25 protein-coding genes and 2 pseudogenes are annotated in these 25,940 nt (G+C 70.4%); 8 read left to right on the top strand and 19 right to left on the bottom strand.

From position 1 onward, the window contains the following. Positions 1–2 precede the first annotated feature (2 nt). Genes ACNPQM_RS09575 through ACNPQM_RS09585 form a run of 3 tightly spaced genes read right to left on the bottom strand, consistent with a single transcriptional unit; the run spans position 3 to position 1,941 of the window. Positions 3–698 carry a phosphatase PAP2 family protein gene (locus ACNPQM_RS09575; protein WP_358860240.1) on the bottom strand — a complete coding sequence of 232 codons (696 nt, stop codon included), beginning with the start codon at positions 696–698 and terminating at the stop codon, positions 3–5. Beyond that, positions 695–1,297 (bottom strand): phosphatase PAP2 family protein, encoded by a 603-nt coding sequence (locus ACNPQM_RS09580; protein ID WP_358860241.1) that lies wholly within the window; start codon positions 1,295–1,297, stop codon positions 695–697. Before ACNPQM_RS09580 ends, ACNPQM_RS09575 begins: the two co-directional genes overlap by 4 nt. Further along, a complete protein-coding gene (locus ACNPQM_RS09585; protein ID WP_418083745.1) occupies positions 1,297–1,941 on the bottom strand; it encodes a DedA family protein in 645 nt (214 codons plus the stop codon). Before ACNPQM_RS09585 ends, ACNPQM_RS09580 begins: the two co-directional genes overlap by 1 nt. Before the next feature lie 239 nt (positions 1,942–2,180). Between ACNPQM_RS09585 and ACNPQM_RS09590 the strand changes: the two genes are divergently transcribed. Together ACNPQM_RS09590 and ACNPQM_RS09595 are read left to right on the top strand one after the other, a co-directional pair. After that, the gene (locus ACNPQM_RS09590) at positions 2,181–2,570 is read left to right on the top strand and encodes a BlaI/MecI/CopY family transcriptional regulator (protein WP_358860270.1); all 390 of its coding nucleotides are present in this window, start codon (positions 2,181–2,183) and stop codon (positions 2,568–2,570) included. After that, positions 2,567–3,508: a M48 family metalloprotease gene (locus ACNPQM_RS09595; RefSeq protein WP_418083669.1), complete on the top strand. Its 942-nt coding sequence runs from the start codon at positions 2,567–2,569 to the stop codon at positions 3,506–3,508. The genes ACNPQM_RS09590 and ACNPQM_RS09595 overlap by 4 nt, the downstream gene beginning before the upstream one ends. Positions 3,509–3,674: 166 nt before the next feature. On the opposite strand, the gene ACNPQM_RS09600 is transcribed toward ACNPQM_RS09595, so the two are convergent. Both ACNPQM_RS09600 and ACNPQM_RS09605 read right to left on the bottom strand, forming a co-directional pair. Further along, entirely contained in the window at positions 3,675–4,958 is a 1,284-nt protein-coding gene (locus tag ACNPQM_RS09600) for an MFS transporter (RefSeq protein WP_418083670.1), read from the bottom strand. Positions 4,959–5,276: 318 nt separating this feature from the next. Continuing rightward, positions 5,277–5,774, bottom strand: a complete 498-nt coding sequence (locus ACNPQM_RS09605) for an NUDIX domain-containing protein (RefSeq protein ID WP_418083672.1) — start codon at positions 5,772–5,774, stop codon at positions 5,277–5,279. Positions 5,775–5,997: 223 nt separating this feature from the next. Here ACNPQM_RS09605 and ACNPQM_RS09610 point away from each other — a divergent pair, with 223 nt between their 5' ends. Further along, positions 5,998–9,426, top strand: coding sequence for a phosphodiester glycosidase family protein (locus tag ACNPQM_RS09610; RefSeq protein ID WP_418083746.1), 3,429 nt, complete (start codon positions 5,998–6,000; stop codon positions 9,424–9,426). Positions 9,427–9,500: 74 nt separating this feature from the next. On the opposite strand, the gene ACNPQM_RS09615 is transcribed toward ACNPQM_RS09610, so the two are convergent. The 3 genes from ACNPQM_RS09615 to dhaK are packed head-to-tail and all read right to left on the bottom strand — an operon-like array spanning position 9,501 to position 11,563. Beyond that, positions 9,501–9,911 carry a PTS-dependent dihydroxyacetone kinase phosphotransferase subunit DhaM gene (locus ACNPQM_RS09615; RefSeq protein WP_358860245.1) on the bottom strand — a complete coding sequence of 137 codons (411 nt, stop codon included), beginning with the start codon at positions 9,909–9,911 and terminating at the stop codon, positions 9,501–9,503. Beyond that, complete coding sequence (gene dhaL / locus ACNPQM_RS09620; RefSeq protein WP_358860246.1) at positions 9,908–10,522, bottom strand: dihydroxyacetone kinase subunit DhaL; 615 nt, start codon at positions 10,520–10,522, stop codon at positions 9,908–9,910. Before dhaL ends, ACNPQM_RS09615 begins: the two co-directional genes overlap by 4 nt. A gap of 48 nt (positions 10,523–10,570) precedes the next feature. Further along, complete coding sequence (gene dhaK / locus ACNPQM_RS09625; protein WP_418083673.1) at positions 10,571–11,563, bottom strand: dihydroxyacetone kinase subunit DhaK; 993 nt, start codon at positions 11,561–11,563, stop codon at positions 10,571–10,573. A gap of 439 nt (positions 11,564–12,002) precedes the next feature. Here dhaK and ACNPQM_RS09630 point away from each other — a divergent pair. Further along, positions 12,003–12,113 (top strand): annotated as a pseudogene (locus ACNPQM_RS09630) (transposase); the annotation flags it as partial. Between the two features lie 84 nt (positions 12,114–12,197). Here ACNPQM_RS09630 and ACNPQM_RS09635 read toward each other — a convergent pair. Next, a complete protein-coding gene (locus ACNPQM_RS09635) occupies positions 12,198–12,344 on the bottom strand; it encodes a hypothetical protein (protein ID WP_418083751.1) in 147 nt (48 codons plus the stop codon). A 914-nt stretch (positions 12,345–13,258) separates the two neighbouring features. On the opposite strand from ACNPQM_RS09635, the gene ACNPQM_RS09640 reads away from it, so the two are divergent. Beyond that, a complete protein-coding gene (locus tag ACNPQM_RS09640; protein ID WP_418083674.1) occupies positions 13,259–15,217 on the top strand; it encodes a CASTOR/POLLUX-related putative ion channel in 1,959 nt (652 codons plus the stop codon). Here the strand turns inward: ACNPQM_RS09640 and ACNPQM_RS09645 are convergent. Beyond that, positions 15,162–15,434, bottom strand: a complete 273-nt coding sequence (locus ACNPQM_RS09645) for a hypothetical protein (RefSeq protein ID WP_418083676.1) — start codon at positions 15,432–15,434, stop codon at positions 15,162–15,164. The two genes, ACNPQM_RS09640 and ACNPQM_RS09645, sit on opposite strands and share 56 nt — an antisense overlap. Positions 15,435–15,623: 189 nt before the next feature. Between ACNPQM_RS09645 and ACNPQM_RS09650 the strand changes: the two are divergent. The 3 genes and pseudogenes from ACNPQM_RS09650 to ACNPQM_RS09660 all read left to right on the top strand — a co-directional run. Further along, a pseudogene (locus tag ACNPQM_RS09650) lies at positions 15,624–15,962 on the top strand (ArsR/SmtB family transcription factor); the annotation flags it as partial. 158 nt (positions 15,963–16,120) lie between these two features. Further along, a complete protein-coding gene (locus tag ACNPQM_RS09655; RefSeq protein WP_418083752.1) occupies positions 16,121–16,318 on the top strand; it encodes a hypothetical protein in 198 nt (65 codons plus the stop codon). A 155-nt stretch (positions 16,319–16,473) separates the two neighbouring features. Further along, positions 16,474–17,058 carry a TerD family protein gene (locus ACNPQM_RS09660; protein WP_418083678.1) on the top strand — a complete coding sequence of 195 codons (585 nt, stop codon included), beginning with the start codon at positions 16,474–16,476 and terminating at the stop codon, positions 17,056–17,058. A gap of 156 nt (positions 17,059–17,214) precedes the next feature. On the opposite strand, the gene ACNPQM_RS09665 is transcribed toward ACNPQM_RS09660, so the two are convergent. The 9 genes from ACNPQM_RS09665 to ACNPQM_RS09705 all read right to left on the bottom strand — a co-directional run bounded on the left by ACNPQM_RS09665 (position 17,215) and on the right by ACNPQM_RS09705 (position 25,939). Continuing rightward, on the bottom strand, positions 17,215–17,922 hold the full coding sequence (locus ACNPQM_RS09665) for a FadR/GntR family transcriptional regulator (protein ID WP_418083679.1): 708 nt from the start codon (positions 17,920–17,922) through the stop codon (positions 17,215–17,217). Positions 17,923–18,521: 599 nt separating this feature from the next. Continuing rightward, positions 18,522–19,262, bottom strand: a complete 741-nt coding sequence (locus tag ACNPQM_RS09670; RefSeq protein WP_418083680.1) for a DUF3825 domain-containing protein — start codon at positions 19,260–19,262, stop codon at positions 18,522–18,524. Between the two features lie 363 nt (positions 19,263–19,625). Next, on the bottom strand, positions 19,626–20,516 hold the full coding sequence (locus ACNPQM_RS09675) for an aKG-HExxH-type peptide beta-hydroxylase (RefSeq protein WP_418083681.1): 891 nt from the start codon (positions 20,514–20,516) through the stop codon (positions 19,626–19,628). 57 nt (positions 20,517–20,573) lie between these two features. Next, complete coding sequence (locus ACNPQM_RS09680) at positions 20,574–20,732, bottom strand: hypothetical protein (protein ID WP_418083683.1); 159 nt, start codon at positions 20,730–20,732, stop codon at positions 20,574–20,576. Between the two features lie 92 nt (positions 20,733–20,824). Then, positions 20,825–21,544, bottom strand: a complete 720-nt coding sequence (locus ACNPQM_RS09685) for a 2OG-Fe(II) oxygenase (RefSeq protein WP_418083684.1) — start codon at positions 21,542–21,544, stop codon at positions 20,825–20,827. Continuing rightward, the gene (locus ACNPQM_RS09690; RefSeq protein ID WP_418083685.1) at positions 21,541–23,460 is read right to left on the bottom strand and encodes a radical SAM protein; all 1,920 of its coding nucleotides are present in this window, start codon (positions 23,458–23,460) and stop codon (positions 21,541–21,543) included. The genes ACNPQM_RS09685 and ACNPQM_RS09690 overlap by 4 nt, the downstream gene beginning before the upstream one ends. Before the next feature lie 30 nt (positions 23,461–23,490). Then, positions 23,491–24,357, bottom strand: coding sequence for a hypothetical protein (locus tag ACNPQM_RS09695; RefSeq protein WP_418083687.1), 867 nt, complete (start codon positions 24,355–24,357; stop codon positions 23,491–23,493). Beyond that, positions 24,354–25,277: an NAD(P)-dependent oxidoreductase gene (locus tag ACNPQM_RS09700; protein ID WP_418083688.1), complete on the bottom strand. Its 924-nt coding sequence runs from the start codon at positions 25,275–25,277 to the stop codon at positions 24,354–24,356. The genes ACNPQM_RS09695 and ACNPQM_RS09700 overlap by 4 nt, the downstream gene beginning before the upstream one ends. Next, the gene (locus ACNPQM_RS09705; protein ID WP_418083689.1) at positions 25,274–25,939 is read right to left on the bottom strand and encodes a TylF/MycF/NovP-related O-methyltransferase; all 666 of its coding nucleotides are present in this window, start codon (positions 25,937–25,939) and stop codon (positions 25,274–25,276) included. Before ACNPQM_RS09705 ends, ACNPQM_RS09700 begins: the two co-directional genes overlap by 4 nt. Between the last annotated feature and the right edge of the window lies 1 nt (position 25,940).

Below are 25,940 nucleotides of genomic sequence, written 5' to 3' on the forward strand. Positions count from 1 at the left end.
GGTCACCTGCGGTGTGCGGGCAGTGCCGTCCGTATCAGCGCTGCCCCGAGCCCCAGCCAGAACGCGGCGAACAGCCAGCCGGCCACCACATCAGTCACCCAGTGCACCCCGAGCAGAACCCGGCTCAGCCCGACGGCCGCGGCCCAGCAGCCGATCAGGACGGCGGCGACGCGGCCGGCCCTGCTCCCGTACGCACGGTGGCCGATCGCCGCCACCAGGAGTCCCGCCATGAGCGCGGACGTCGTTGCGTGCCCGGACGGGAAGGCGAAACCGGAGGCGTGCGTCGCCCAGTCACCCACCGGGGGGCGGGGGCGGCTGATCGCTTCCATCAGCCCGTAGCGCAGTGCCTGCCCCAGCAGCAGGAAGGCGAGAGCGCCCGCCGCGTACCCCAGACGGTGCCGAAAGGTCCGGCCCGCGATCAGCCCGGCGGCCACCGCGGCGGCGTACGGGAACACGCCCGTACCCGTCGCCGTGACCGCCCTGGCCGCCGTGACCAAGGCGGAGGGCCGATGGTGCAGGGACCATGCGTGCACACCCTGATCGATGGGCAGCACGGCCCCGTGCCGGGAGGTGAGGACCACCACCGTCAGGCCGAGGAGACCGACGAACCCGATCAGTACGGCCCCGAGCGCCGTACGGATACAGGGGTCGATCGGGCCCGCGACGGACCGGCGCCCGGCCTCCGCGCCCTTGGTCACCGCGCCGCGACCAGTGGGCGCAGCCTGGTCTCACTCAGCCGCACCACGATCGGGGCGCAGCGCCGGGCGGCGACGGTCAGCGGCCAGGCCACGAGCGCGCCGGTGACCAGCCCGATGAGCACGTCGTGCGGATAGTGCACACCGATCCAGACCCGGGACGCGGCCATCAGCAGAGCCGCAGGGACGGCGATGGCACCGAGCCGTCGGTCGGTCAGCAGGATCGCGACCGCCGCGGCTGCGGCGATGGCGGCGTGATTGCTGGGGAAGGACCAGTCGCCGAGCGGAGGGCACGCTTCCACCGTGACCGCATGCAGGGTCTGGCAGGGCCGCTGTTCATGGACGGCCATCTTCAGCAGGTCGTTCGCCACATAGGCGGCCACCACGACCAGGGGCGCACAGAGTGCCATCGCCAGGCGGGCGGGGGCGGCGGAGCGGGCCCGCCACCAGGCCGCGAGCATCAGCAGGGCGAAGAGCGCGAGACCGAAGTCGGACCAGAGCCGGATCGTGGAGTCCAGAGCGGCGGGGGAGCGCTGTGCGAGCTCGGTGATCCAGGTGTAGAGGCCACCGTCGAGGGAGGTGGCGGCAGAGGCGAGCAGCATCAGCTCTGGTCTCCTTCAGCGGTGCGGCGGCCGCGCGAGCGCATCAGCTCGGCGGCGAGTGGGATCAGGGAGACAACGACCACGACGGCGACGATCGGCAGCAGATAGCGGTCGACATTGGGTACCGACGACCCCAGCCCGTAGCCGGCGAGCACCAGTGCGACGGTCCACACCAGTCCGCCGACGATCTGCCAGACGGTGAAGAGCCGGGCCGGTACGTTGAGTGCCCCGGCCAGCGGGTTGAGCACCGTGCGCACCACAGGGACGAAGCGCGCCAGCACGATCGCGCGCGCGTGTCCGTACTTTTCGAGAAGTTCCTCGGCGCGGGCGGCTCCCGCATGCAGTTGCTTGGCCCGGCTCCGGGCCAGCAGGGCGCGGCCGCCGCGGCGCCCGATCCAGTATCCGGCCTGGGCGCCGAGGAGTGCGCCGACCACGGCAGCGATGAGCACCTGTGACAAGGAGAGGTGGACCGCGCCGTGGTTGCCGGGCACGCTCAGCAGCCCCGCCGTGAAGAGCAGGGAGTCGCCGGGGAGGAAGAATCCGACGAGCAGCCCCGTCTCCGCGAACAGCACGACCGCGATGCCGAGCGCGCCGAACGTCGCGAGCAGCGACCCTGCGTCCAACAGGTTCACCGCCTGCGGCATGGCTGCCAGTGAGGATACGGACACGGCGTAAGGCCTCCCATAATGGTGACTGGGCGCACCGACGGGACGCCCGACTGACTACAGTGCTGTAGACGGTCTACGTCACTGTAGACGCTCGGAGCAGGAGGAGGGTTCCCATGTCCCAGGTGCAGGGGATATCGAGCGAGGATCCGACCCCTCGCGCGGACGGCAAGCCGACCTCTGGACCGGGCAGCGAGTCGGCCCAGACCTCCGCTTCGGTGCCCGGGCAGGCACCGGAGCCCTCCTCGGCGCCGGAACGGCGACCGGCCGGCGAGCTGGAATCCACCGTTCTCGCTGCCCTGTGGACGGCTGACACCCCGCTCACCCCTGGTCAGGTGCAGGGCGCCCTCGGCGCGCCCCTCGCCCGCACCACCGTCACCACGATCCTGACCCGGCTGTACGAGAAGGGCACGGTCACCCGTACCCGCGCCGGGCGCGGCTTCGCCTACAGCCCCACCGAGGATGCGCCCGGCCTCACCGCCCGCCGGATGCACAGCGAACTGCAGAAGGAAGGGGACCGCAGCACCGTGCTGGCCCGATTCGTCTCGCAGCTCACCGACGAGGACGAGCAGCTGCTCCGGGAGCTGCTCGACGGAGACGCCTCATGATGTACGCCGTATGGGTTCCACTGCTCATGCCGTTCGTCGCGGTTCCCGCCGCCCGCCGTCTGGCGGACGCCCTGGCGCCCCTGCGTGCCGTTCGGCTGCTCGCCGCGACGGCCGTGGGTCTCGCCCTGTGCAGCACGCTCGCGCTGGTGCTGCTGGTGGTGCCCGGCGCGACCCAGCTGTCCGCGGTCGCCGCGGTCGGTGAACTCGTCAAGCCGCTCGCCTCCGCGCCCGCCGCCGTGGCCGTCCCGCTCGCCCTTGCCGCCCTGGCCGTGCTGGCCGGCTGCACCGCCGCCGTGATCCGTACCGCCCGCCGCCACTGGGTGGAGCTGCAGCGCGCCAGGCAGTCGGCCGAATGCTCCAGCGGTGAACTGGCCGTCCTGCGCGACAGTCGCCCCGACGCCTATGCGCTGCCTGCACTCCCGGGCAGCCCCGGCCGGATCGTCGTCACCACCGGCATGCTGCGCGCCCTGAACCCCGCCGAACGGCACGCTCTGCTCGCGCACGAGCGTGCCCATCTCGCGGGCCGCCACCACCTCTACATCGCTGCTACCGAGCTCGCCGCCCTCTGCCATCCCGCTCTGCGCTCGCTGCGCGCGCCCATGGGCTACGCCCTGGAGCGCTGCGCCGACGAGGCGGCGGCCGTCGCTGTCGGCGACCGGCGGGTCGCCGCGCGCGCGATCGGCCGCGCGGCGCTCGCCGCGCGGGCGGCGGAAGGGATGCGGGCGCGCCCCCGTGTGGCGCTCGCGGCGGCGGGGGGCCCGGTTCCGCGCCGGGTCGCGGCGCTGCTCGGCCGGGTCACCCACCGGCCGGGCGTCGGCCGCGCCGCGGCGGCCGCGCTGCTGGCCTGCCTCATCCTGTCCGGGTCCGCCGCACTGGAAGCGACGAACGATCTGCACAGCAGCATCGAGGTCGCACAGGGCGAGGTCCCGCAGCGCTGACTGCGCGAGGCGCCTGCAGCGTGCGTGGCGCACGTTCCCCCGGCCGGGACTGCGCCACCCGCTTGCCGGACGGGGCAACCGACACGGCCGAGTACCAGGCGTGATCGACGCCGTCGCCCGCGGCATCGACGGCAACGACGCCCGGCCCGGCCGACGCGTCGGCCGGTCAGGGGTGTCCGGGTGAACCCTCCGGACGGGGCCGGCGGACTGGGGAAAGCAGAGCCGTTGCCGCGATGAGCAGGCAGCAGATGCCGGCGGCCAGACCCACCGGTGCCGTCCCATGGCGCTGTGCGGCCCAGGTGAGAACGGCCGCGCCGACCGGAGCTGCCGAATAATGGACGGTCCAGAACGCCGAGGTCACCCGCCCCAGCAAGTGCTCGGGCGTCACTTCCTGGCGTAGAGACATCGAGCACGTGCCCGCCATGCTGGTGCAGCCCAGGAACGTTGCGGTCAAGACGGCAGTGCCTGCCACGCTGTCGGCCCGGCCGATTCCCGCCACGGCGAGTCCGCAGACCGCGACGGTGCCGATCCATGTTGCGCCGAAGCCGAGCCTGCGGCGGACCGGGGCCACGAGGAGGGCTCCGGTGATCGTGCCCATCGCTCCGGCTGCGAAGACGGTTCCGACCGCGCTGTCGCTCTGGCCGAGGTCGTGCTTGAGGTGGTAGATGAGCAGGTCGTTCAGGCCGAGAGTCAGGAAACTGAAGAAGGTCAGAAGGAGGGTCAGGGCTCGCAGCACGGGGTGTCGGCGCAGAAAGGTCACCCCGGCCAGCAGGTCGTCCCACAGCCTCGGCCGAGCCGCTCCTGCCTCCGGCGCCGCGCTGGTCCGAGCCGCGCGCGTGCCGCCCGGGAACCGTACGAAGCTCACGCATACCGCCGACACACCAAAGCTCGCCGCGTCCACGCCGACAGCCGCCGCCGGGCCGAACCAACCTGCCACCACGCCCGCGCACAGCGGGCCGATCACCCCGGCCGCCGCAGCCGTCGCATTGAGTCTTCCGTTGGCCTCCGTGATCCGCCGGCCACCCACCAGGCTCCGGACGACGGTGACGTACGTGACGGAGAACAGCATTCCGACAGCCTCACCCAGAGGCAGCAGTACGTAGAGCAGCCAGGTCTGCGGGCCCAACGTCCATACCAGCGGTATCAGTGCATACAGTGCCATGCGGACGACATCGCAGGCGATCAGCAGCTTCCTGCGGTCCATCCGGTCCACCACGACCCCGGCGAAAACCCCTGCGAGGAGCGAGGCCGCGCCGGCCACGGCGGTGAGCAGGCCCATCTGCGCCACGGATCCCGTCGCGTGCAGCACCAACAGCGGCAGTGCAATCAAGGCGAAGGAGTCCCCGACGACCGAGAGGGTCTGCGCCGCCCAGAAGATGCCGAAGTTGCGGTCACGCCACAGCGGGCGTGACCCTTCCGATGAAGGGCCGTTGGCGGCAGGTTCGGACATATCGAGGAGCGTAGGGGGGACTTGTGCGGCGCACACCCGATTTCTGCAGGTCAACACGTTGTTCTGTGAGGGTGTGAGGTGGTGCGCGGCTGTGCTTTCTCGCCGCTTCGGCCGAGAGGGTTGTGCCGGGCCGCAGCCGGGACCTTCCCCCGTTGAACGGCGGATCCTCGATCGCCGACCCGGGGCAGAGCGCGAGGCGTACACTGCCCGCCTCCGCGGCCGGTGATCGACGGAAGTGACCCGCGAGGCCCAACGCCCTTTCAGCCATGGCGTTTCCGTTTCGCCGCTCCGCGACCGGGGCGGCCCATGTGCAGAGGCTCAGGGTCCGTCCAGCGCCTGCCCGCCGAGCACATGGGCCCGCAGTCGGTCGACGAAGACCCGTTGGCCCGCGACGAGACGCTCCGCGGCCTCCTCCGGTGTGCACCAGGCGAACCGGTCGATCTCCGGGAACTCCCGCTGCACGCCCGACCCCCGGGGCCACTCCATGGTGAACGTCCCCGGCTCGGCCCGCGCCGGATCGGCATCACCCTCCAGAGCCCACACCACTACCGTCTTGCCTCCGGCCTGGCGGGACTCACCGAGCGGCACCCACTCTCCGTCCGGCACCGGATGGCCGAACTCCTCCTCGAACTCACGGCGGGCAGCGGCCTCGGGTTCCTCTTCGGGCCCGTACTCACCCTTGGGGACGGACCACGAGGCAGCCTCGCGGCCCGCCCAGAAGGGGCCGCCCATGTGCCCGAGGAGCACCTGGAACCCGACGCCCCCGCCCGCCGACCGGAACAGAAGAAGACCCGCACTGCGCTTCCGAGATGACATGCCGTCAAGTCTTCCCCTTGATCACGGGTGTCATCGACTCGCCGCACCCTGTTTCCCCTGAGGTTCCCGGGGCCCCCTGGTGCGTGGCGGGTGCGCGCGGCCATGCTGTCCGCCGACAGCGCTTACTGCCCGCGCAACCATCGCCATTCCAGGAGGATTTGTGGGCCCTGGCATAGTCGGCAAGGCAACGCGTCCGCTCGTGCTCATCGCAACGGTGTCCGCGATGACGGTGGGAGCCATCGCCCCTGCCGTCGCCGATTCGACCCCCGACCCCCGTCCCCGTAACTCCGCCGAAATCCTCAGACCCGTCGCCCCGCCGACGGCGAGCCATGCGGCAGGCGAGTCCCGATCCGTCCTGGACGGCGACGGCATCGAGACCGCCCGCGCCTCGCGCCCGATCGCCCCCGGAGTCCGCCTCAGCTCGTACGACCGGCTCGAATCCGACAAGTGGCTGCGGGTCGACTCGCTCTCCGTCGACCTCGACGGCAGTGGCGTGCAGGCCGACTACCTCTCCACCGGCAAGGTCTCCGACCGGCGCACGGTCTCACAACTCGCCGCAGGGCACGACGCGGGCCCCGGCCGCCGGACCATCGCCGCGATCAACGCCGACTTCTTCGACATCAACCAGACGGGTGCGCCCGAAGGGATCGGAATCAAGGACGGCGTGCCCGTCCAGTCACCTGCCCCCGGGGTCAACCGGGCGGTCGGCATCGGCCCGGGCGCCGCGGGCCGCATCCTGAACCTGTACTTCGAGGGCACACTCACCCTGCCCTCCGGGCAGCGGCCGCTCGCCGCGTTCAACGCCGCCAATGTGCCGAGCGGGGGAGTGGGCGCCTACACCCCGGCCTGGGGGACCGCCGACCGTGCACTCACTGTCGACAAGGTGACTCCCGTCGCCGAAGCGGTCGTACGCGACGGCAAGGTCGTCTCCGTGTCGGCCGCCCCTGGCTCCGGCGCCGTCCCCGACGGCACCACGGTCCTCGTCGGGCGCGAGGCCGGAGCCGCCGCACTCACGTCGCTGCAGCCGGGCGACCCCGTGTCGCTGACCTATCGGGCGCGCACCGACAGCGGAGACGTACCCCGCACCGCCGTCGGCGGCAGGGAACTGCTCGTCGTCGACGGCGTCGCACAGAACCACGACGGAGAGGGCAACAACACCGCAGCCCCGCGCACCGCCGTCGGCTTCTCCCGGGACGGCAGCACGATGCAGATCCTCACCATCGACGGCCGGCAGGCCGACAGCGGCGGCGTCACACTCACCGAGCTCGGCCAGATGATGCGGCGGGCAGGCTCGTACAGCGCACTCAACCTGGACGGTGGCGGCTCCTCGACCCTCGTCGCCCGCGTGCCCGGAAGCGACGCCCTGCAGGTGGAGAACAGCCCGTCCGACGGCACCGAGCGCACCGTCCCCAACGGCCTGGCCCTCACCGCCCCCGACGGCAGTGGCCGCCTCAAGGGCTTCTGGGTCGAGACCCGTACCCCGGCCGGTACAGCACCGGGCGTCGACCCTGTCAAGGGCGGCCACCCCGACCGGGTCTTCCCCGGACTCACCCGCCGCCTCACCGCGATCGGATACGACGAGACGTACGGCCCGGCCACCGGAATCCCGCACTGGCGCACCACCGGCAACAACGTCGGTACGGTCGACGGCAACGGGCTCTTCACCGCACGCCACAGCGGCACCACGGTGGCGCGCGCCGAACTGGGATCCGCCCGCGGCAGCACCGCGCTGACCGTCCTCGACAGGCTGGCCCGGATCGAGCCGACCACACAGCGGGTGGGTCTCGCGAACGCCGAAGCCACCGGTACCTTCGGCATCGTCGGACTCGACGCGCACGGCACCAGCGCCCCCGTCGAACCCCGCGACGTCACCCTCGACTACGACCACGCGCTCTTCAGCATCCGCGATGACGGCAAGGGCAACTTCACCGTCACCTCACGCACCGGCGGCGGCGCCGGACAGATCAGGGCGACCGTCGCGGGCGCCACCACCGTCCTCGCCGTCAGCGTCGGCCTCGCCGAGCAGGCCGTCTCCGACTTCGACGACGCCGGCTCCTGGAAGTTCAGCCAGGCGCGGGCGAGCGGATCCCTCTCCGCCACCCCCGACGGCCACACCGGCACCGGACTCGGACTCACGTACGACTTCACCCAGTCGACCGCGACGCGCGCCGCGTACGCCGTCCCGCCCCAGCCGGTCACCGTGCCCGGACAGCCCCAGTCGTTCAAGCTCTGGATCAAGGGCGACGGCCAGGGAGCCTGGCCGACGCTGCACCTCAAGGACGCTGCGGGCTCCGACCAGCTGCTCCGCGGACCGTACGTCACCTGGACCGGCTGGCGTCAGGTCACCTTCGCCGTGCCGGCGGGCGCGGCCATGCCGCTCAGCGTGTACCGCTTCTACCTCGCCGAGACGGCGGCCGCCCAGCAGTACACCGGTGGAATCGTCATCGACGACCTCACCGCCCAGGTGCCGCCCACCGTCGACCTGCCCGAACAGGCGGTGACCACCGACCCGTTGATCGATCCGGCCGCGGTCACCGAAGCCCGGGACTGGCAGTTCGCGGTGATGTCGGACGCACAGTTCGTCGCCCGCGACCCCGGCAGCGCCATCGTCACCCAGGCGCGACGCACCCTGCGCGAGATCAAAGCGGCACGACCCGACTTCCTGGTCATCAACGGCGACCTCGTTGACGAGGGATCACCCGCGGACCTTGCCTTCGCGCGCCAGATCCTGACCGAGGAACTCGGCGACTCCTTGCCCTGGTACTACGTGCCCGGCAACCACGAAGTGATGGGCGGGAAGATCGACCACTTCATCACCCAATTCGGTCCCGCCCAGCGGACGTTCGACCACAAGGGCACCCGGATCATCACGCTCGACACGTCCAGCCTCACCTTGCGCGGCGGAGGATTCGCCCAGATCAAGGAGGTGCGCGCTCAGCTCGACGCGGCGGCGAAGGATCCTGACGTCGACTCGCTGATGATGATCGAGCACGTTCCGCCGCGCGACCCGACCGTTCAGAAGGGCAGCCAGCTCGGGGACCGCAAGGAGGCGGCCCTGGTCGAACAGTGGCTCGCCGACTTCCGCCGTACGACAGGCAAGGGCGCCGCATTCATCGGCAGCCATGTCGGGGTCTTCCACGCCTCGCACGTCGACGGCGTGCCGTATCTGATCAACGGCAACTCCGGGAAGGCACCCGCCGGTCCGGCGGACGAGGGGGGCTTCACCGGCTGGTCCCTCGTCGGCGCGGACCACGTCTCGGCCGCCGAACAGGCCGCCGCGCGGGAGAAGCCGTGGCGGGGCGCGCCCGACTGGGTCTCGGTGCAGACCCGGGCGCACGTCGACGCGCTGACACTGGAAGCCCCGTCCGTGCTCGGCGCGGGACACACCGCGAAGATCACGGCGACCGTCACCCAGGGCGCCCGCAGCGTCCCGGTCGCGTTCCCGCTGGCTGCCGACTGGACCGGGTCACCGAACGTCCACATCGGCGACCGGGACGGCGCCCGCCACCGGCACACAGCGGTCTTCGACCCGTCCACCGGCACCCTTACCGCGCTTCGGCCGGGCACGATCACGCTCGCGGTGACGGTCAACGGCACGACGCAGCTGACCCGGATCCGGATCGCCGCGGCCTCCGCCGCCTCGGCAGCCTGACGCAACACGCGCACTGCACGGCGGTCCCGCACCCGGTTCCACGACCGGGTGCGGGATCCCGTACTTCCGGTCCCTCACAGCTTGCGGTAGCCGTACGCCTCCGTCGCCGCGGCCTCCACCGCGGCAAGATCACCGCCCGCCGACGCCGTGACAAGTGCGGCGACCGCGCCCTCCACGAACGGCGCGTCCACCAGCCGTGCTCCGTGCGGCAGTTCGTCTCCCGCGGCCAGCATCGCTTTGACCGTGAGCACCGCACTGCCCAGGTCGGCCAGCACCGCGATGCCCACGCCGCCGTCGACCTTTCGGGCCGCCTCGGCGATGAGCTCCGCACTCGTTCCGAGCGCACCCGACGGCGTACCGCCGGCCGCAGCCACGGGCGCTGTCGCACCACCGGCTGCCAGCCCCTTGGCCAGCTCGGCCACCGCCTCAGCCACCGGCCCGCTGTGCGACACCAGCACGATCCCCACCTGCTTCTCTTCGCTCACGAGCCGCCTCCACTGCGCTCGTACGACTCCGCCAGCGTGGCGATCAGCAGCGCGGACGACGTCGCACCCGGATCCTGATGCCCGATGCTGCGCTCGCCCAGATAGCTGGCCCGGCCCTTGCGTGCCTGCATCGGCACGGTCGCGGTTGCCCCCGCCTCGGCCGCGTCCCGGGCAGCGGCGTACGACGTACCGAGCGCTTCCACGCCCGGAAGCAGTGCGTCGAGCATCGTCTTGTCCCCGGCCTGCGCACCGCCCAGCTGTCCTACGGCGGCGACGCCCTCGGCGAACGCCTCGGCCAGCTGTTGATCCGTCACGGTGGGCCCATAGCCCAGCGCCTTTCCCGTACGCCGCAGGAGTGTCCCGTACAACGGCCCCGACGCGCCGCCGACCGTCGAGATCAACTGCCGCCCCGCAAGCGTCAGTACGGCTCCAGGCGTTTGCGGGTCCTCCTGCTCCAGTGCCGCGGTCACCGCGGCGAATCCGCGCTGCATATTGCTGCCGTGATCGGCGTCCCCGATCGCCGAGTCGAGTTCGGTGAGGCGATCCGCCTCACGGTCCAAAGCAGCCGCGGCTGTGGCCATCCAGCGGCGGAAGAAGTCGGCGTCGAGCACATGGATCTCCTTGTCCCTGGAACAACGTCATGGGCGTACGGCCGCTCCTCAACGGCCCCAGCGGAGCGCGGGCGTCTCGACCGGCGCGTCCCAGAGCCGCAGCAGCTCCTCATCCACCTGGCAGAGCGTCACCGAGCATCCCGCCATGTCGAGCGAGGTCACATAGTTCCCGACGAGCGTACGAGCCACGACGACATGCCGCTCGGACAGCACTCGCTGCACCTCGGCATTGAACCCGTACAGCTCCAGCAGCGGTGTCGCCCCCATCCCGTTGACCAGCAGGAGCACCGGATTGTTCGGCCGCAGATCATCCAGAATCGCGTCCACTGCGAAGTCCGCGATCTCCCCCGACGTCATCATCGGGCGCCGCTCCCGCCCCGGTTCGCCGTGGATGCCGATGCCCAGTTCGAGCTCGCCCGGCGGTAGATCGAACGTGGGAGAGCCCTTGGCGGGGGTGGTGACGGAGCTCAGCGCCACCCCGAAACTCCGCGACGCCTCGTTCACCTGCCGGCCGATGGCCTCCACCCGCTCCAGCGGTGCACCCTCCTCGGCCGCCGCCCCGGCGATCTTCTCGACGAACAGTGTCGCCCCCGTACCCCGCCGCCCCGCTGTGAACAGACTGTCCGTCACGGCCACGTCGTCGTTGACGAGCACCTTCGCGATCTGCACGCCCTCGTCCTCGGCGAGCTCGGCGGCCATGTCGAAGTTCAGCACATCGCCGGTGTAGTTCTTGACGACGAACAGCACCCCCGCGCCACTGTCGACGGCGGCGGCGGCGCGCACCATCTGGTCCGGAACGGGAGACGTGAACACTTCCCCGGGACAGGCGGCGGACAGCATCCCGGGCCCGACGAACCCGGCGTGCAACGGCTCGTGCCCGGACCCGCCCCCGGAGACGAGCCCCACCTTTCCGGCGACGGGTGCGTCGCGCCGTACGACGACACGGTTGTCCACATCCACGGTCAGCTCGGGATGGGCGGCGGCGATGCCACGCAGGGCGTCCGCGACGACGGTTTCGGGGACGTTGATCAGCATCTTCACGGGTACCTCCTAGGGGGCTTAGCAGGTAAGTCTTCGACCTGCGTTTTTGCTGGTCAGAGTAGGTATGGACAGTTCTCGACCTTGGCGGTTCGTGGCGGCCGGAAGCGGGCTGTGGCGGTACTGATGCTGACTTAATGCTGACTTTTATGACAGTCTGTCAGGTCTGCTGGGCTGGTCGGGTGCGGGTCGGCTGAAGTTCTCCTGCCGCAAGTATCGACCCCACGGGAGTGAAGAACACGTGGGCGGGCGCTCAGGAGCAAGGCCGGCGCGGTTGGCAGCGTCGCCAGGCAGCTCGCCCGCCTGGCGGCGCGTCCCGGGTGATCGGTTCGGCCGGCTCCGAACAGAAGGCCCGCTACCTGCGCGAGACGCTCGGCTTCGACTACCACGGAGGGATACGCCGGCACCTCGACGACCTGGACGTCTACTTCGACAACGGGGCAGCGAGGCATCGTTTGCCGCGCTGTGCGGAGTCAGCCCCGTCGAGGGCTCCTCGGGCACTCGGCAGTACCGTCGCCTCAACCGCGGCGGCGACCGGCACGCCAACGCCGCCCCGAAGTTCGGGCTCGGGGGGTGGAGAAGCGGGTGTTGTCACGAGGGGCGCCTTTCTCACGGTGAACGGGGTCTGTGCCGGGGCTCAGATGACAGGCGGGCGGCCGGCAGCGGTCAGCCGCCACACGGTGCGCCAGCTCATGGGCCGGCGCCACTGCTCGGTGCGACGGGCCCAGCCCTCCCGCGAATCGCCGAGGGACTCGCGCACTGCACCCTCCCGTCGCGGTGTCACGCTGCCACCTCGTTGGTTGAGACGGCGGCCAGGGGCATGGCCGTCAGGCGGCCGAGCTGGGTTACCAGCAGCAGGCGGGGCGGCAGGCACAGGATCGCGGTGCCGGCCCACATCGCTGTGGGGACCGAGAAGGCTCCGGCCAGAATCCCCTCCGGCCGAGGCGAACGGCCGGGAGCCGGAGACCAGCCACGTCGAGGTCTGCGGGGTTCGCCCCTGCAGCTCGGGCGGCGTGAGCTGTTGACGCATCGACTTCTCCGCGCTCAGCATGTCTCATGAGACGGCCTCCCCTCGTTTCGCCGGCCGCTACGGGTCTTTGAGAATGCCGGTTGCCTCCACCGAGGCGAGGGAGAATGAGACAGGCGGTACCCGAAGATGGTTGAGCTGTAGTTCACTCAGGTGATTGACCGCACGCGAACGTGAACTGCCACATTCGCAGCCGGGCCGACTGGGCGCAATGTGACGGCCCCTCGACGGTTCCCCGTAGACGGTGGCAGCCGGACTTGGGCGGGCGCGTGCGCGGCACGCCCAACATTGCGGCGGCGAGGCACGGCTCGTGGGAAGAGTTGGTAGGTACGAGCCTTTCCCGTGGTGATGCAGTCCACAGAGGTACTTCACGGAGCTTGATGATGGCGACCTGGGAAGGTCGTCCGCGCGTGTTCACGCTCCATGCCGACGGCCGTTGCCAGCTCGCCGACCGAGTACGGCCCCTCGCGCAGGCGCGCCAGGATGTACAGGCGTGGGGGGCGTGGCGAGGGCTTGGAGGGGCGTGGTGATCTCCACGCCGTAGCGATCAACGCCCATGACGGACCGTCGTGATCCAGGACATGTCTGGCCTGATCGTGGGCAGCCGCCTCCTCCGCTGGCTGGAAGAATGATCAACTGGCAGGTCGGGAGTCGCAGGCGAGGAGGTATCGGTGGCGCGCGTGAGGCTGCGGACCCGGTTTCGGTACTGGTTCGACGGGACGATGGATCGGGGGACGCCGGCCCTGATCATCTGGCTGGCTCTGGCGTCGGTGCTGCTCATCGCGTTGGCCTCGACGTTGGTGGTGCTGTTCACGGACACCGACTCCGAGGACAACGGCGGCTGGCTCGGGGTGGCGTGGATGAGTCTGCTGCGCACGCTCGACCCCGGCACCATGGGCGGAGACACCGGCGGCCCCGTCTTCCTCGGGCTGATGCTGGCAGTGACGATCGGCGGGATCTTCATCGTCAGCGCCCTGATCGGTGTACTCACGACCGGCCTCAATCAGAAGATCCACGAACTGCGCAAGGGTCGCACGCAGTTGATCGAGCATGGGCACACCATTGTGCTCGGCTGGTCGGACCAGGTATTCACGGTGATCGCCGAGCTGGTCGAGGCGAACCAGAGTGAGCGACGCTCGTGCGTGGTGGTCCTCGCCGACCGGGACAAGGTCGCGATGGAGGACGCGATCCGCGCCCGGGTCCCCGACACCGGCAGCACCCGCGTCATCTGCCGGTCCGGCAGTCCGCTCGTACGGTCCGACCTGGATCTGGTCAGCCCGGACAGCGCGAAATCGATCATGGTGCTACCGCCGGTGGGTCAGGATCGCGACGTCGACGTGATCAAGGTCCTGCTGTTGCTGCACAGCCGTACGTGGCGGGGCGCCCGCCCGCCTGTCGTCGCCGCCGTGCACGACTCGGAGAACCTCGCTGCCGCCCGTCTCGCTGCGGGGGAGGGCGCGCTGGTCATCGACGCCGAGGACATCGCCGTACGCCTCATCGCGCAGGCGCACCGGCAGACCGGCCTGTCCGGGGTCTTCAACGAGTTGCTGAGCTTCGTCGGCAACGAGTTCTACCTCCGCGAGGAACCCGCCCTCGTGGGCACGACATACGGGGAGGCCCTGCACGCCTTCGAGACCGGCACACCGGCCGGGCTGCGCAGAAGCGGAGGGGAGGTGCTGGTCAATCCCGCCATGGACACCGTCATCGACCCCGGAGACCAGCTCCTGGTGATCGCGGAAGATGACCTGTTGATCCGGCGGTTCGCGACGCGCCCCATAATCGTCGAGGCGGCGATCACCTCGGTGCCCGCCCATCCGCCCGCCCTCGACCGCACGCTGCTCATCGGGGAGAACTCCCGCACGACGAAGCTCGTCACCCTGCTCGACAGCTTCGTGCAGCCCGGCTCCACCCTCGACATCGCGGCGTCGCGCCGGCCCGAGGCCGCCCTCGACCAGCCGGTGGCGAACCTGACGGTGGGCTACAAGCACTGCGAACCGACCCGCCGTTCCTCCCTCGAAGCCCTGGACCTGGGCGGCTATCAGCACATCGTCGTCCTCTCCGACGACACCGTCGCCCCCGGCCCCGCCGACGACCGGACGCTCGTCACGCTGCTCCACCTGCGCGACATCGAGGACACGCTTGGCGACCCGTACTCGATCGTGACGGAGATGAACGACGACGCCAACCGCGAGGTCGCCCAGGTCACCAAGGCCGACGACTTCATCGTCAGCACCAAGGTGATCAGCCTGCTGCTCACTCAGCTGACCGAGAACCGCGACCTGTACGACGTCTTCACGGATCTGTTCAACCCGGAGGGCTCCGAGATCTACCTCAAGCCCGCGTCCGACTACGTCGTCCTCGGCGCCGAGGCCAACTTCGCCACGGTGGTGGAGGCGGCCCGGCGCGAGGGCGAGACGGCGATCGGCTACCGCCTCGCCCGACGCAGTGAGGAGCCGCCCAGGTACGGGATCTGCCTCAACCCGTCGAAGACCGCCCGGCTGGTCCTCGGACCGCACGACGCGGTCGTCGTCCTTGCCGAGGGAGAGGCCGGGTGCGCGGATGTCGCTCCGCGGCTCACTTCATGTGGTCGAACAGCACGGCCAGTCCCACGACCAGGCCGACGGCCGTGACAATGACGAGCAGGGCGTAGAGGGCGCACAGCCAGCCGGTGAGGATCGCGGCCAACGCCCACCAGCGCCCGGGCAGCCCTCGGCGCTTGGCCCGGCGACGGGCCATGTGTCCGGCGACGATCGCGGTCAGACGCGAGAGTTCGACCAGCACGAACCAGTCGAGCGTGAGTGGAACGTAGAAGCTGGCCGCCGATGCCCAGAGGCTGCCGCTGGCCACGATGACCGCGAACAGGGCGGCGCCGACGCTGACGGATGCCGCTCGGTTCTCCGGTGCTGCCTGAATCGTCTCCCCCGTGTCAACCGTGGCGAAGACCCTAGCAACGAGGTAGGTCGCGGGGGGCGGGGACCGTTCCAGGGACGGCTCTAGACTGGGAGCCTTCGGCGTACTCGGGACGGGAGAACAGCGGTGGCGGCAGACGCGGGCGAGTTCGCGGATCCTCCGGCCGGGGTTCTCGCGGAGGCCGCAGCCGCCTTCGGGCTGCTCTCCTCCCCCGCACTGCTGCACATCGTGTGGGCGCTCGCGCAGGGGGAAAGCGACGTGACCGGGCTCGCGGAACGGGTGGGTGGCGTGCTGCCGGCGGTCAGCCAACACCTGACCAAGCTGAAGCTCGCGGGGTTGGTGCGGTCGCGGCGTGACGGGCGGCGGCAGGTCCACTTCGTCGGCGACCCCGATGTGGTGACGGTGGTCCGGGTGATGGTCGGGCAGCTCACCGCCCGGGCCGGCCAGGCTCCGGCAGTCGCACGGCACTGCGGCTTCGCTCAGGTTCACGGACACGGAATGGCGCCTCACTGCGGCTGGAGGAAAGGGGGTCGGGTGGGATGTCGCGCGGCGGAGCGGTCCGGCCCGCCGTCCGGATGCCCGGGAGGGGGCGTGACGGGCTGCCGGACGGCGGGAGCTCGGGGATGCGGTCAGACCTTCCCGAAGTCCAGGGCGATGCCCCGCAGCCCGGAGGCGTACCCCTGGCCAGCGAGCACACCGCACTGGTCATGGCCAAGATGCACCGGACCGAGGACGGCGAGTGGCGGATGAGCGCGATCGGCCGCCCCGCGTCGGGACAGATGTTCCAGGAGCTGCTCCCCGCCGTGATCCGCCATCTGTGAGACGCGGTCGGCCCGGTCCGCACCCCAAGTCGATGCCCGCTCCGGGACAATCCTGTTGGAAACGGGGGCCGGCACTCCGCCCGGGAAGAAGAACAGCACATGATCCGGACGCACTTCGCGTCCCGCGATTTGGCGAAGAAGAGGACGATCCACGCATGATTACGCTCACGAAAGAAGACGGCCCGGCGGACCTGGACGGGGTCACCCATATGTCCATCGGCGTGTCCTGGGACCCAACGGCCGGAAGCAGTGGCGGGGTGATGGGCAAGCTCCGCCGCAAGAAGGGCACCGACCTGGACCTGATCGCCATAGCCATGCACAACGGGGACCCGGTGCGCCTGGCCGGCCTCGACTCCCTCGACCCGATGGGCAACGGCTCCCTGATACACAGCGGCGACAACCAGACCGGGCACGGGGACGGCGACGACGAGACCGTCACGGTCGAGTTCGCCCGGATCCCGGCACACGTCACCTCGATCGTGTTCATCGCCGCCGCCTACAAGAAGGGGAGCTCCTTCCAGCAGGCGCGCAACATCAGCTTCAAGGTGTACGACGCGACCGGCGGCAGCTCACAGCAGGTCGCCGACATCTGGCCCAGCCTGCTCACCAGCGACAACGGCTGCGCCGTCGCCAAGGCCATGCGCGCCGGCGACAGCTGGAAACTCGAAGTGATCAACCAGACGGGCAAGATCAAGCAGGGCGACGAGCACGCCCTGATGCGCTTCGCCGTGAGCAAGTGACCCGAGACCCGTCAGGCCGCAGTCCCCTTGCTGCCTTTCGCGACAGGGTGTCAGGTATCCCGTGTCGATCGGTGGCGTTGTGGTCGGAACCCGGACCGGCAGCGACGACCGCGAAGCGGCCTCGTGGACCGGGCGCGGTTGGCCGCACCTGGGTGGCTATGCCGCGGTCGGTGCGCCGCCGTCGGTCACCGGCGGCCGGCAGGTTTCCAGCCAGCGTGCCGAGCAGGCGATATGGGCGGTGGCCGCGGCTGCGGCGGCGGTCGGATCACGGTTGGTGAGTGCGTCGGCGATGGCGCGGTGACCTGCGTCGCTCTCGCGTTTCATCGCCGGGCCTTCTGGGAGCAGGTACACCTGGTAGGCGCGCGAACGAGCGCTCAAGACCGCCAGCAGTGACTCGATGGCGGGATTGCCCGCGATGCGGGCGATCTCGGAGTGGAACCGGTGGTTGAGTTCGCTGCCCTTCTCCGGATCATCCGTGGCCTCCAGTGCCTCCATGGTCGCGATGAGAGCCTTCAGCTCCTCGGGGGTGATCCTGGCCGCCGCCTGCGCCGCGACGTGCGCCTCCAGGACGCGCCGGGCCTCGAACAGTTCCAGGACACCGTCCAGCGGCAGGAGCTCGATTGTCAGCGACAGGCTGCCGATCATGTCGGCGGGCCGCAACTGCGAGACGAAGGTGCCCGATCCGTGCCGGGACTCGACCACACCGAGCGCGGCGAGCATGCGGACCGCCTCACGCAGTGAACTGCGCGAGACGCCGAGCTCCTCACACAGCTCGCCCTCCGGCGGAAGGCGGCACTCCGCACCGAGGCGGCCACTGGAGATCATGCACCGTAGGCCCTGGACCGCCTTCTCGACTGCGGACATCTCACCCTCCTTCATGGCTCGGCGGCGCCGGCGAGCACATCGCAACCCACCTGCACGGGACCGTCAGGGTCCTCGATGCCACAGAGCGACGCCCCCGATACGAGCCGGGCATGCGCTGCAGTTGGGGCAGGGCACCGGGCGCGGCACCAGCTACCTCGACGTCGTCTACTCGCCGGACGGCGCCGTGCTCGTGGCCAGCCGTGATCAGGCCGTGGAGCTGTGGGACGCGCACAGCCAACGACGCACCGCCGAACTGGCCGGTCACGAAGGCGGCGTGCGCGCATGTCCATCTCACTCGACGGAAGGACGCTCGTCGCGGGGGACGACTTCCCCCACGTCTGGGTGTGGGGCCTTGTGACAGGCGTCTGCACGGCGAGCCTCACCGGACCTCAACCCGCAGGAGGGCATCTGGCCGCTGGTCAAACGCGAGATCGGCAACCTCGCGGCCGCTGACCTCTCCCAGGTCACCCGAGCCGTCAAGCGCAAGCTGAAGCAGATCCAGTACCAGCCCGAGGTGGTCGACGGCTGCCTCGCCGGCACCGGCCTGGCCATGGACGACTGACCGACATCACGAATTCAAGTTCAGTAGCCAGACTTACCTACGACGGAGCTTCTTCTTCGGCGGCGGGTTGCAGCCAGTCGCTGTCGGGGCGAGCCAGCAGCCGGGCGTTCTTGTATGCCATGGCGGTGGTGAGAACCGTGTGGCCACGGTAGAACTCCCCTTGCCGGGAGACCACCAGCGCGAGGTCCACCACGCTGGCGTCGAGGAGCGACAGCGGGAGCAGGAGCTGAACCGTGTCTTGCGCCGGGTACCAGGTGGGCACTACTGCCTTGTAGTTGCGGCGGACTCGGTCCTCCGCTCCGTCGACGGCCCCCTTCAGTGCCATGCGTGCAAGGTGGGGGCTTCCCTGGAGCGTTGTGGGAAATCGGGCAAGGTTTCCCTGATCGTCGAGGATGTGGTCCACGCTGACGACGAGTTCCCGACGCCAGTCGTAGATGTAGTCCGCGGGGTCGTCGGTGTAGGTGACGAAGTCGGGACGCAGAGAGGGCGGGAAGTGATCCATGAAGTCGCGCTTGCTCCCCAGACGCCAGTCGGCGAAGACCCACGGCTGGCTGTCGGGCCGGTCGTTGCGACGGAAGAGCCCGTAGATCGTCTCCTGCCGCGCAGTTGCCAGTCCTGTGTTGAAGGCGGAGTAGGACCCATCGGTGCTCGTCGAGATCTTGCCCTGCTGGTGTGCGCGCTCGAACGTCCACCGGATGTAATTGCGCAGGATGCGGTTGCCGCTCGGTGCGTCTGCCTCCCGCCCGTCCCAGTTCTCAGGCTCTGCTGTATCCGCCAAGCGGTCAAAAAGGTCGGGCTCACCAGAGCCCTCGCGAAGACTGGCGCTCGATCGAACCTTCCCCATGTGCGCGTATTCGTAGAGCGCGTTGCCCGACAGGCCAGACGGACGGGGTGATCGTGCCGCAGGCGCAGGCGCAGGCGGTGCCGGAGGCGGCGCGCTGTCGAAGTGCTGCTTCAGGCGAGCAAGGTCTGCTGGTGACGCCAAGGGGCGGTTCTCGCTGGTCAAAGGAAGTCTCTCAAGGTCGCATGTCGGAAGTGCCCGACAGTCTCTCTCATGTAACTAGGCATCGTCAGGGGCTTCATGAGATGCCGTCACCAGTTGCCTCAGCGAGGATGCGGTGCCGACAAGAGCACGCCGATGCTATGCCGGTTGAAGGGCCCTCGCTACAGCGCGGCTGACGTGATCACGGACCACCTCGGCGGACACGTAGGAGAGCGCCTCCGCCAGTGCGTCGGACACGGAGGCGAACTGGCTCTCTTGCTGGCGCAGATGGACATCAAGGAAGTGAACCACCGCACCTGTGGCGCTGCAGCGGGCCTGCCGCGTGTACAGCACGGTGAGGGAGAAGGCCCAGCAGGCGTGAAGGAAGCCGTAGATGGGACGAGGAGTTCCCCGCCAGGGGGAGAAGAAGGTGACGTCGGCGGGGAGGCGCACGTCGTGCGCGGCCAGGGCGTCGTTGAGCCAGTTGTGGGCGGCCTCGTGGATCAGGTCGCGGGCCAGGACCTCGGGGTGCGCGGTGTAGTCGGTGAAGACCGTGCCCGGGAGGCGGGTGAGGGCCCAGCTGTGGAGGGTCTCGTCGAGCCGGCGATGGTTGAGCAGGCAGATGACGGGGGCGTGCTGAGTGAGCAATGTGCCGAAGCCGTGCTCGGTCGCGGAGGCGAGGGCGGCACGAACGAGGCCCTGGGCTTCGGGCGGGGTAGGGCTGGTGTCGGGGCGGATGAGGTAGTACGCGGTTTCGGAGATCTCCGAGCGGAGCAGGTCTGCGGGGCGCGGGCTGAGGACGATGTGCGGGCCGGCCGACAGGTGGGTCAGGTCTCGCACCGTCGTATGGCGGTACCAGGCGAGGTGGTCCGCGTCCCGGGCGCGCGCCGCGTGTTCGGCGCCTTCGAGCAGGTGGTGGGCCACAGCGTAGTGGAGGGCGGACGAGCCGAGGCGGTTGCCGAGTACGGAGGCGATACGGCTGGTCCGTTGGCGCTGGTGGTCGGCGATGCCGCCGAGGGCGACCAGGTCTTCCGGGGAGAGAGCGCTCATCTGGGGCTCCGGGAGTGGAACGGGGCCGGACCGGGACGGGCCCGGCCCCGTGGCGGGTCAGGACTCGGTGGTGGGCTCAGCGGCGTCAGGCTGCACCGTGGCCAGCCAGGTCTCGGTGGCCGCGTTGGAGGTGTGCGCGGTGGTGCGCACGGGGTCGCTGTCACGCAGGGACGCGACCGCCTCCAGGAACTCGTTGAACGTCTTGTCGTCTGCCACTGCTCGCTCTCTCTCCTCAGGTCGGGGCGGTGGGTCGGGGCGAAGGGCTGGTACGGGCGGGCCGCGGGGGTCGGTCACGGATGCAAGGCTCCTTACTCGGAGACGAAGAGCGTCAGGAACTTGCGAACGCGGCCGGCGCGGACCGGTTCGGTGCCGTGGACGAGCTGGCTGCCGAAGACCACGAGCGTTCCCGGAGAGGGGGCGACGCTCCATCGAGTGCGCGGCATGCTGCGAAACCAGGGGGAGGACATGTCCGTCCCGTCGTGTGCGAAGCGCATCCCCTGGGCGTAACCCGACCCGGTCGGCGCCTCGTCGGCGGTCCAGACGGCGTCGCTGCCCGTGGTCTCCACGTAGAACGCGCCGCCGGTGTCGTGGATGTCCGTGAGCGTGACCGTCGCGGCGGCGATCTGGCGGGGACGGGCGACGGGATCGGGGGCGATGCCGTCGGCATGCGGGGTGATGTACTGGCCGGTGCCGTACTCAAGGTAGATCCACGGCCGGTGGCCGGTGACCGACGGCAGGGTGCGCGTGAGGGCGGCCATCTGGAGCTTCAGGGCCTGGTCGAGGAGGGTGGTCGCTTCGTGCGGGATGTCCGTCATCTCGATGCGGCCAGCCGGCTCGTAGACGTCCTGGGCCTTGGCGGGGGAGCGACCTGGGATCTCGTGGATGGTCGTGCGGCGGCCAGTGCCGTACCGGTCGCGTCCGAGGGAGCCGAGCGTGTCGTCCATGACGTCGTTGAGGCGCTCGATCTCGTTCGGTTTGAGGAAGCTCTCCACGGTCCGGATGGACAGCGTCTCGGCGATGTGGATCACTGCTCGTCTCCATCGCTGGAGTGGGCTTCGGTTGCGCAGGCGCAGGCGCAGGCGCAGGCGCAGGCGCAGGCGCAGGCGCAGAGGGCGGAGGGCGGGGCAGAGGCGGCCTCGGCCAGGGCCTCCGTGAGTACGTGTACGGCCTGGGCGAGGTTCTCGAAGTACTCGGCAAGTGTGGTGCCGACAGCGGGTACGAGATGGAGGTCGAGCGTCGGATACACCCGGCCGGTGGTGCGGCATGTGAGCTCGCTGCGACCGAGGACCAACGAACACGCTCCGGGCAGGGAGGACTCGGCTCGGCCGGCGGCACGGCACAGGCGCACGGTTGTACGCGCGTACTCGGCGCGGTCGCGCGGCAGGATGCCGACCGAGAGGAAGCGGGGCTCGGCTCCGGGGAGGTCGGCGTAGGTGTGGCCCTGGCAGCTGTCGTAGGTGACGGCGTCCCAGCCTGCGGTGAGCGCGTCGACGACCGGGCGGATGCCGGGCTCGATGCCGTCGTACCACTGGGGATGGTGGGGGTCGAGATCGTCTGCCTCGTGCACGCCGGGGAGGCCGACCGTATTGATGTTCCCGTTGGGGCTGACCTGGAGACGCGCGGGCGTGCGGGGCACGGTGGGGTCGTCCCAGCGGGTCAGGAACGCCGCGACGTGGTGCATGTCGTTGGGGCGGACGGGACGCCAGTGCAGCCGGGAACAGGAGGCACCGGGCGGGAGATCCGGCTGGGCGAGCAGGGCGGCGACGCCGTCGATCAGGCGCATGCGGTGGTCGCAGTACGCGTCTTCGTCGCCCGCGGCGGCGAAGCGGAGGCGGACCGCCGGGCAGCCTGCGCCGCAGGTGTCGCGGTAGTCGCAGGTCGTGCACTTCGTGACCAGGGAGCGTGCCTGCTGAAGCAGGGGCGAGCTGCCCTGGGCGCCAGCCACGTCCGCCTCGGCGTGTACGTCACCGAGCGCGGCCAGGCCGGCCTGCGGCCAGGGCAGCTCGTCACAGCTTCCCAGGCGGTCATCGGGATAAAGGGTGAGGACGTGGTCGCACTTCAAGTCGGAGAAGTGACAGGAACGGGTTTGTAGACCCCTCAGGCGGCGGATGACGGAGACGACGGGCTCCAGCTTGACGCCGCGGAACAGGCCGTCGGCGACCCAGTGGTGGGCGGCCTCCAGCACGAAGTCGGCGTACTGACGCGGCGTGACGGCCCAGGCCGGGCCGGTGGGGCCGATGGCCCGTCGCTGGAGTGCCCGGCTGGTCGGCGCACGGGATCCCACCGTCGTGGTCGACTGAGTGACCGCCGCGTCGAAGCACGGCACCAGGCTGACCGTCGTCACGGCGGGAAAGGAGGCAAGGTGCTCCATGACGTCGGAGGCCCGGCTGAGGACGTACGGGGTGACGGCGCAGATGACGCCGACGCGGCGTTCCCTACGGCCGAGGAGTTCTAGGGCTTCGACCACTCGGGGGTGCGTGGGGCGGCCGTCGTAACCGACGCGCCACGAGTTCCCGAGCGCGTCCCCGTCGAAGGAGATGCCGATCTCCAGCTTTGGGCAGTGCCGCTCGAACAGATCCAGCCAGGCGTCGTCGAGCTGGAGGCCGTTGGTCTGGAGGCTCACGCGGACGACGTTCGGCTGTGCGGCGAGCGCGTCCAGGATCTCCGCGATCCGTTCCCGGCCGGCGGTCAGGGGCTCCCCGCCGTGGAGTTCAACGCTGAGCGGACGCCCGGAGAAGATCGAACCGAGGCGGTGGACCTGTGCCGCGCTGATCCGGGCGCCGCCCGGTGACTCCTTGCGCTTCTCGAAGCAGTACAGGCAGTCGATGTCGCAGGTCTCCCCGCGGAGCTTGAGGATGACGGAGACGGCCGTGTCCGGCCCGGTGCTCGACAGCGGGGCGTAGAGACTCTCCAGGTCGATGGGGGCGGTGCGGGTGACGGGCATCAAAGGACTCCCGAGGAGGAGAGGCGCGGTCTACGCGCCATCGGTGGAGACCGTGGACAGCCACCCGAGAAGCTGTCCGCCGGTGATGGGGATGTGGACGTCGCCGCGGCGCAGGAACCACCCGTCGGCGTACCGTTGGGGCAGCCAGCCAGCGTCAGGGGCACCCAGGTTGGGAGGCTTCTGCAGCGGCTCGTCGACGGGCCAGCAGTCCAGGAGCGCTCTGGTCACGCGTCGCTGAACCGGACGGAACCACTCCCACGTTTCCGTGCGGGCCGGGTCGATCGGCGGACGGAACGGAGCGCTGGCAAGCAGCGGCAGCCACTTGTCGCCCAGGACCGGGTGGCTGGCCGCCGCGCAGCCGAGCGCGGTGAGGCAGGTCTCCAGCTTCCGGCACACGACGCCAGCTGATTCGGCCAGGCCGTCCTCGACGAGGCCGGTCAGGTCCTCCGCGAGACTCGCCGCGACCTCAGCCTGGTCGGCGACCGCCCAGCGTCGGTAGCCCTGGCGCTCCCCGGGGTCGAGCACCGGATCCCAGCGTCCGGAGCCGTACGAGAGTGCGGTGCGCAGACACATGAGGTCGTGCATCGAGACGCGTACCTGGCGGAACGATCCGAGGTCGTTGCGGCGGACGTCGAAGGAGCGGAGCAGGTGGCGGAGTTCCTCCGCCCGCTGCGGCGCCGTCGCCTGGAGGTCGACACGGACGCCGTCCACGATGCGCGATTCCCACGCCGGAAGGGCGCCGTCCACGATGCCACGCAGGTCGATGTCGCTCGCCGCGTGTGCGAACCCGCAGGCGAGGGCTCCCTCCAACCAGACCTCGCGGGCCTCGCCGGCTGAGAGGAGCGTTCGGGCGACCCTGTCGGCGATCTCCCGACGAAGTTGTGCCGATGGGTTCACCGGTGCCCTCCTTCGATCAGGATCTTGTCGTCGGCGGTGATCTCCCTGAGGAGATCGACGGACCATCGGTCGAGTGCGCCGCGCACGTCGGAGCGCTGGGCGCCGATATGGGGCGAGGCCAGGAGGTTGAGCGGCGTCGTGGAGCCGGTGAGGAGCGGCAGGTGCTCCCGCTCGACCGGGTCGAGGGCGAGGCCCGAGAGCCTCCCGTCCGCCAGTGCCCGCAGGCAGGCGGTGACGTCGAGGGTCCCCAGCCGCCCTGCGCAGATGAGCAGAGGCCGCTGCGGAGCGACGCGTGCGAGGAAGTCCTCGCCGACGAGCTGTTCGGTCGTGGGGCGCAGCGGCAGAGCGATCACGTGTACCTGCGACTGCTCCATGAGGGCTGTCGGCGACAGCTCTCGCAGACCGGGAGAGTTCGACGGCCACGCGGCGAAGGCCGTGCGGCCCACGTAGGGGGCGAGGGCCCAGTCGGCGGCCTGCCCCACCGGGCCCGCGCCCCAGATGCCTGCGGCCAGGGTGCCGAGTGGCGCACCCATGCACGCCTGCTTCTCGTGTCGGCCGAGCAGCAGCGCGTGCTGCCCCAAGGGGATCCGCCGGGCCAGGGCGAGGGCGGCGGTGAGGACCCACTCGCCCACGGCGCCCGCGCCGGCCTCGGCGTTGCGGTGCAGCGTGATGCCACGGTGCCGGAGTGCGCTCACGTCGATGTGGTCGATGCCGGAGCCGGCCCGTACGACGTGCCGCAGACGAGGGAGCGCGTCGAGCTCCCGCTCGCCGAGTCGGACGCCGGAACGCAGGACGAGCACGGTCGTGTCGGCGGGCAGAGGCGAGTCCAGGTCCGGCAACTCGTGTACGAGGACATCGGGCAGGGCACGGCGGATCGCGCTCGCGTCCGCCGCACCGCGTAGCACCAGGACAGCGCTCATCCGAGGAACTCCGGCTTCTCGTACCGGCCGAAGGCGAGATCGCCCTCGCCGACGACGACGGTCACGGGCGACGGCGCGCCGAAGTACGCGTCGCAGGCGCGCTTCACTCCCGGGAGCCCGTCCCAGGCCCGTGGATTGACCGCCGTGTCCGCGTAGTCGTCGACGAGCAGCACGCCCGTCGGCACCAGGCGGGTGACGCAGTGCGTGAGTCCCGTGAGGGTCGAGTCGTAGAAGTCGCCGTCCAGGTAGGCGAACGCGATCTCGTCGGGCAGCTCCTTGGGAAGGGTCTCGTCGAACCATCCCGGATGGATGACCGGCGCCGACCTGCCCCAGGCCGCGTGCGTAGCGCGCACGTCGTCCGGGGACGACCGGAGCTCGCCCGTCGCCAGGTGGTCCGAGTCCTCGGCGCCGGGCGCGGGCATGCCCTGGAAGGAGTCGTAGACGTGGATCTCGCGGTCGCGGTCGCCCAGCGAGTCGAGCACGCTACGGATCCAGAGGGCCATCGCGCCCCTGCAGCAGCCGAGTTCGACCACGGCTCCCGGCACGCCGCGGGCGGTCAGGTCGGCGAGTTCGTCGGCGATCACGCGGAGCCGGTCGGCACAGACTGTCCCTGAGTGCTCCCGCAGCAGCCAATCCCGCAGATCCTTCAGCGTCGGATCCATG

The sequence above is a fragment of the Streptomyces sp. NPDC056231 genome (assembly GCF_048270745.1).
Lineage (GTDB): Bacteria > Actinomycetota > Actinomycetes > Streptomycetales > Streptomycetaceae > Streptomyces.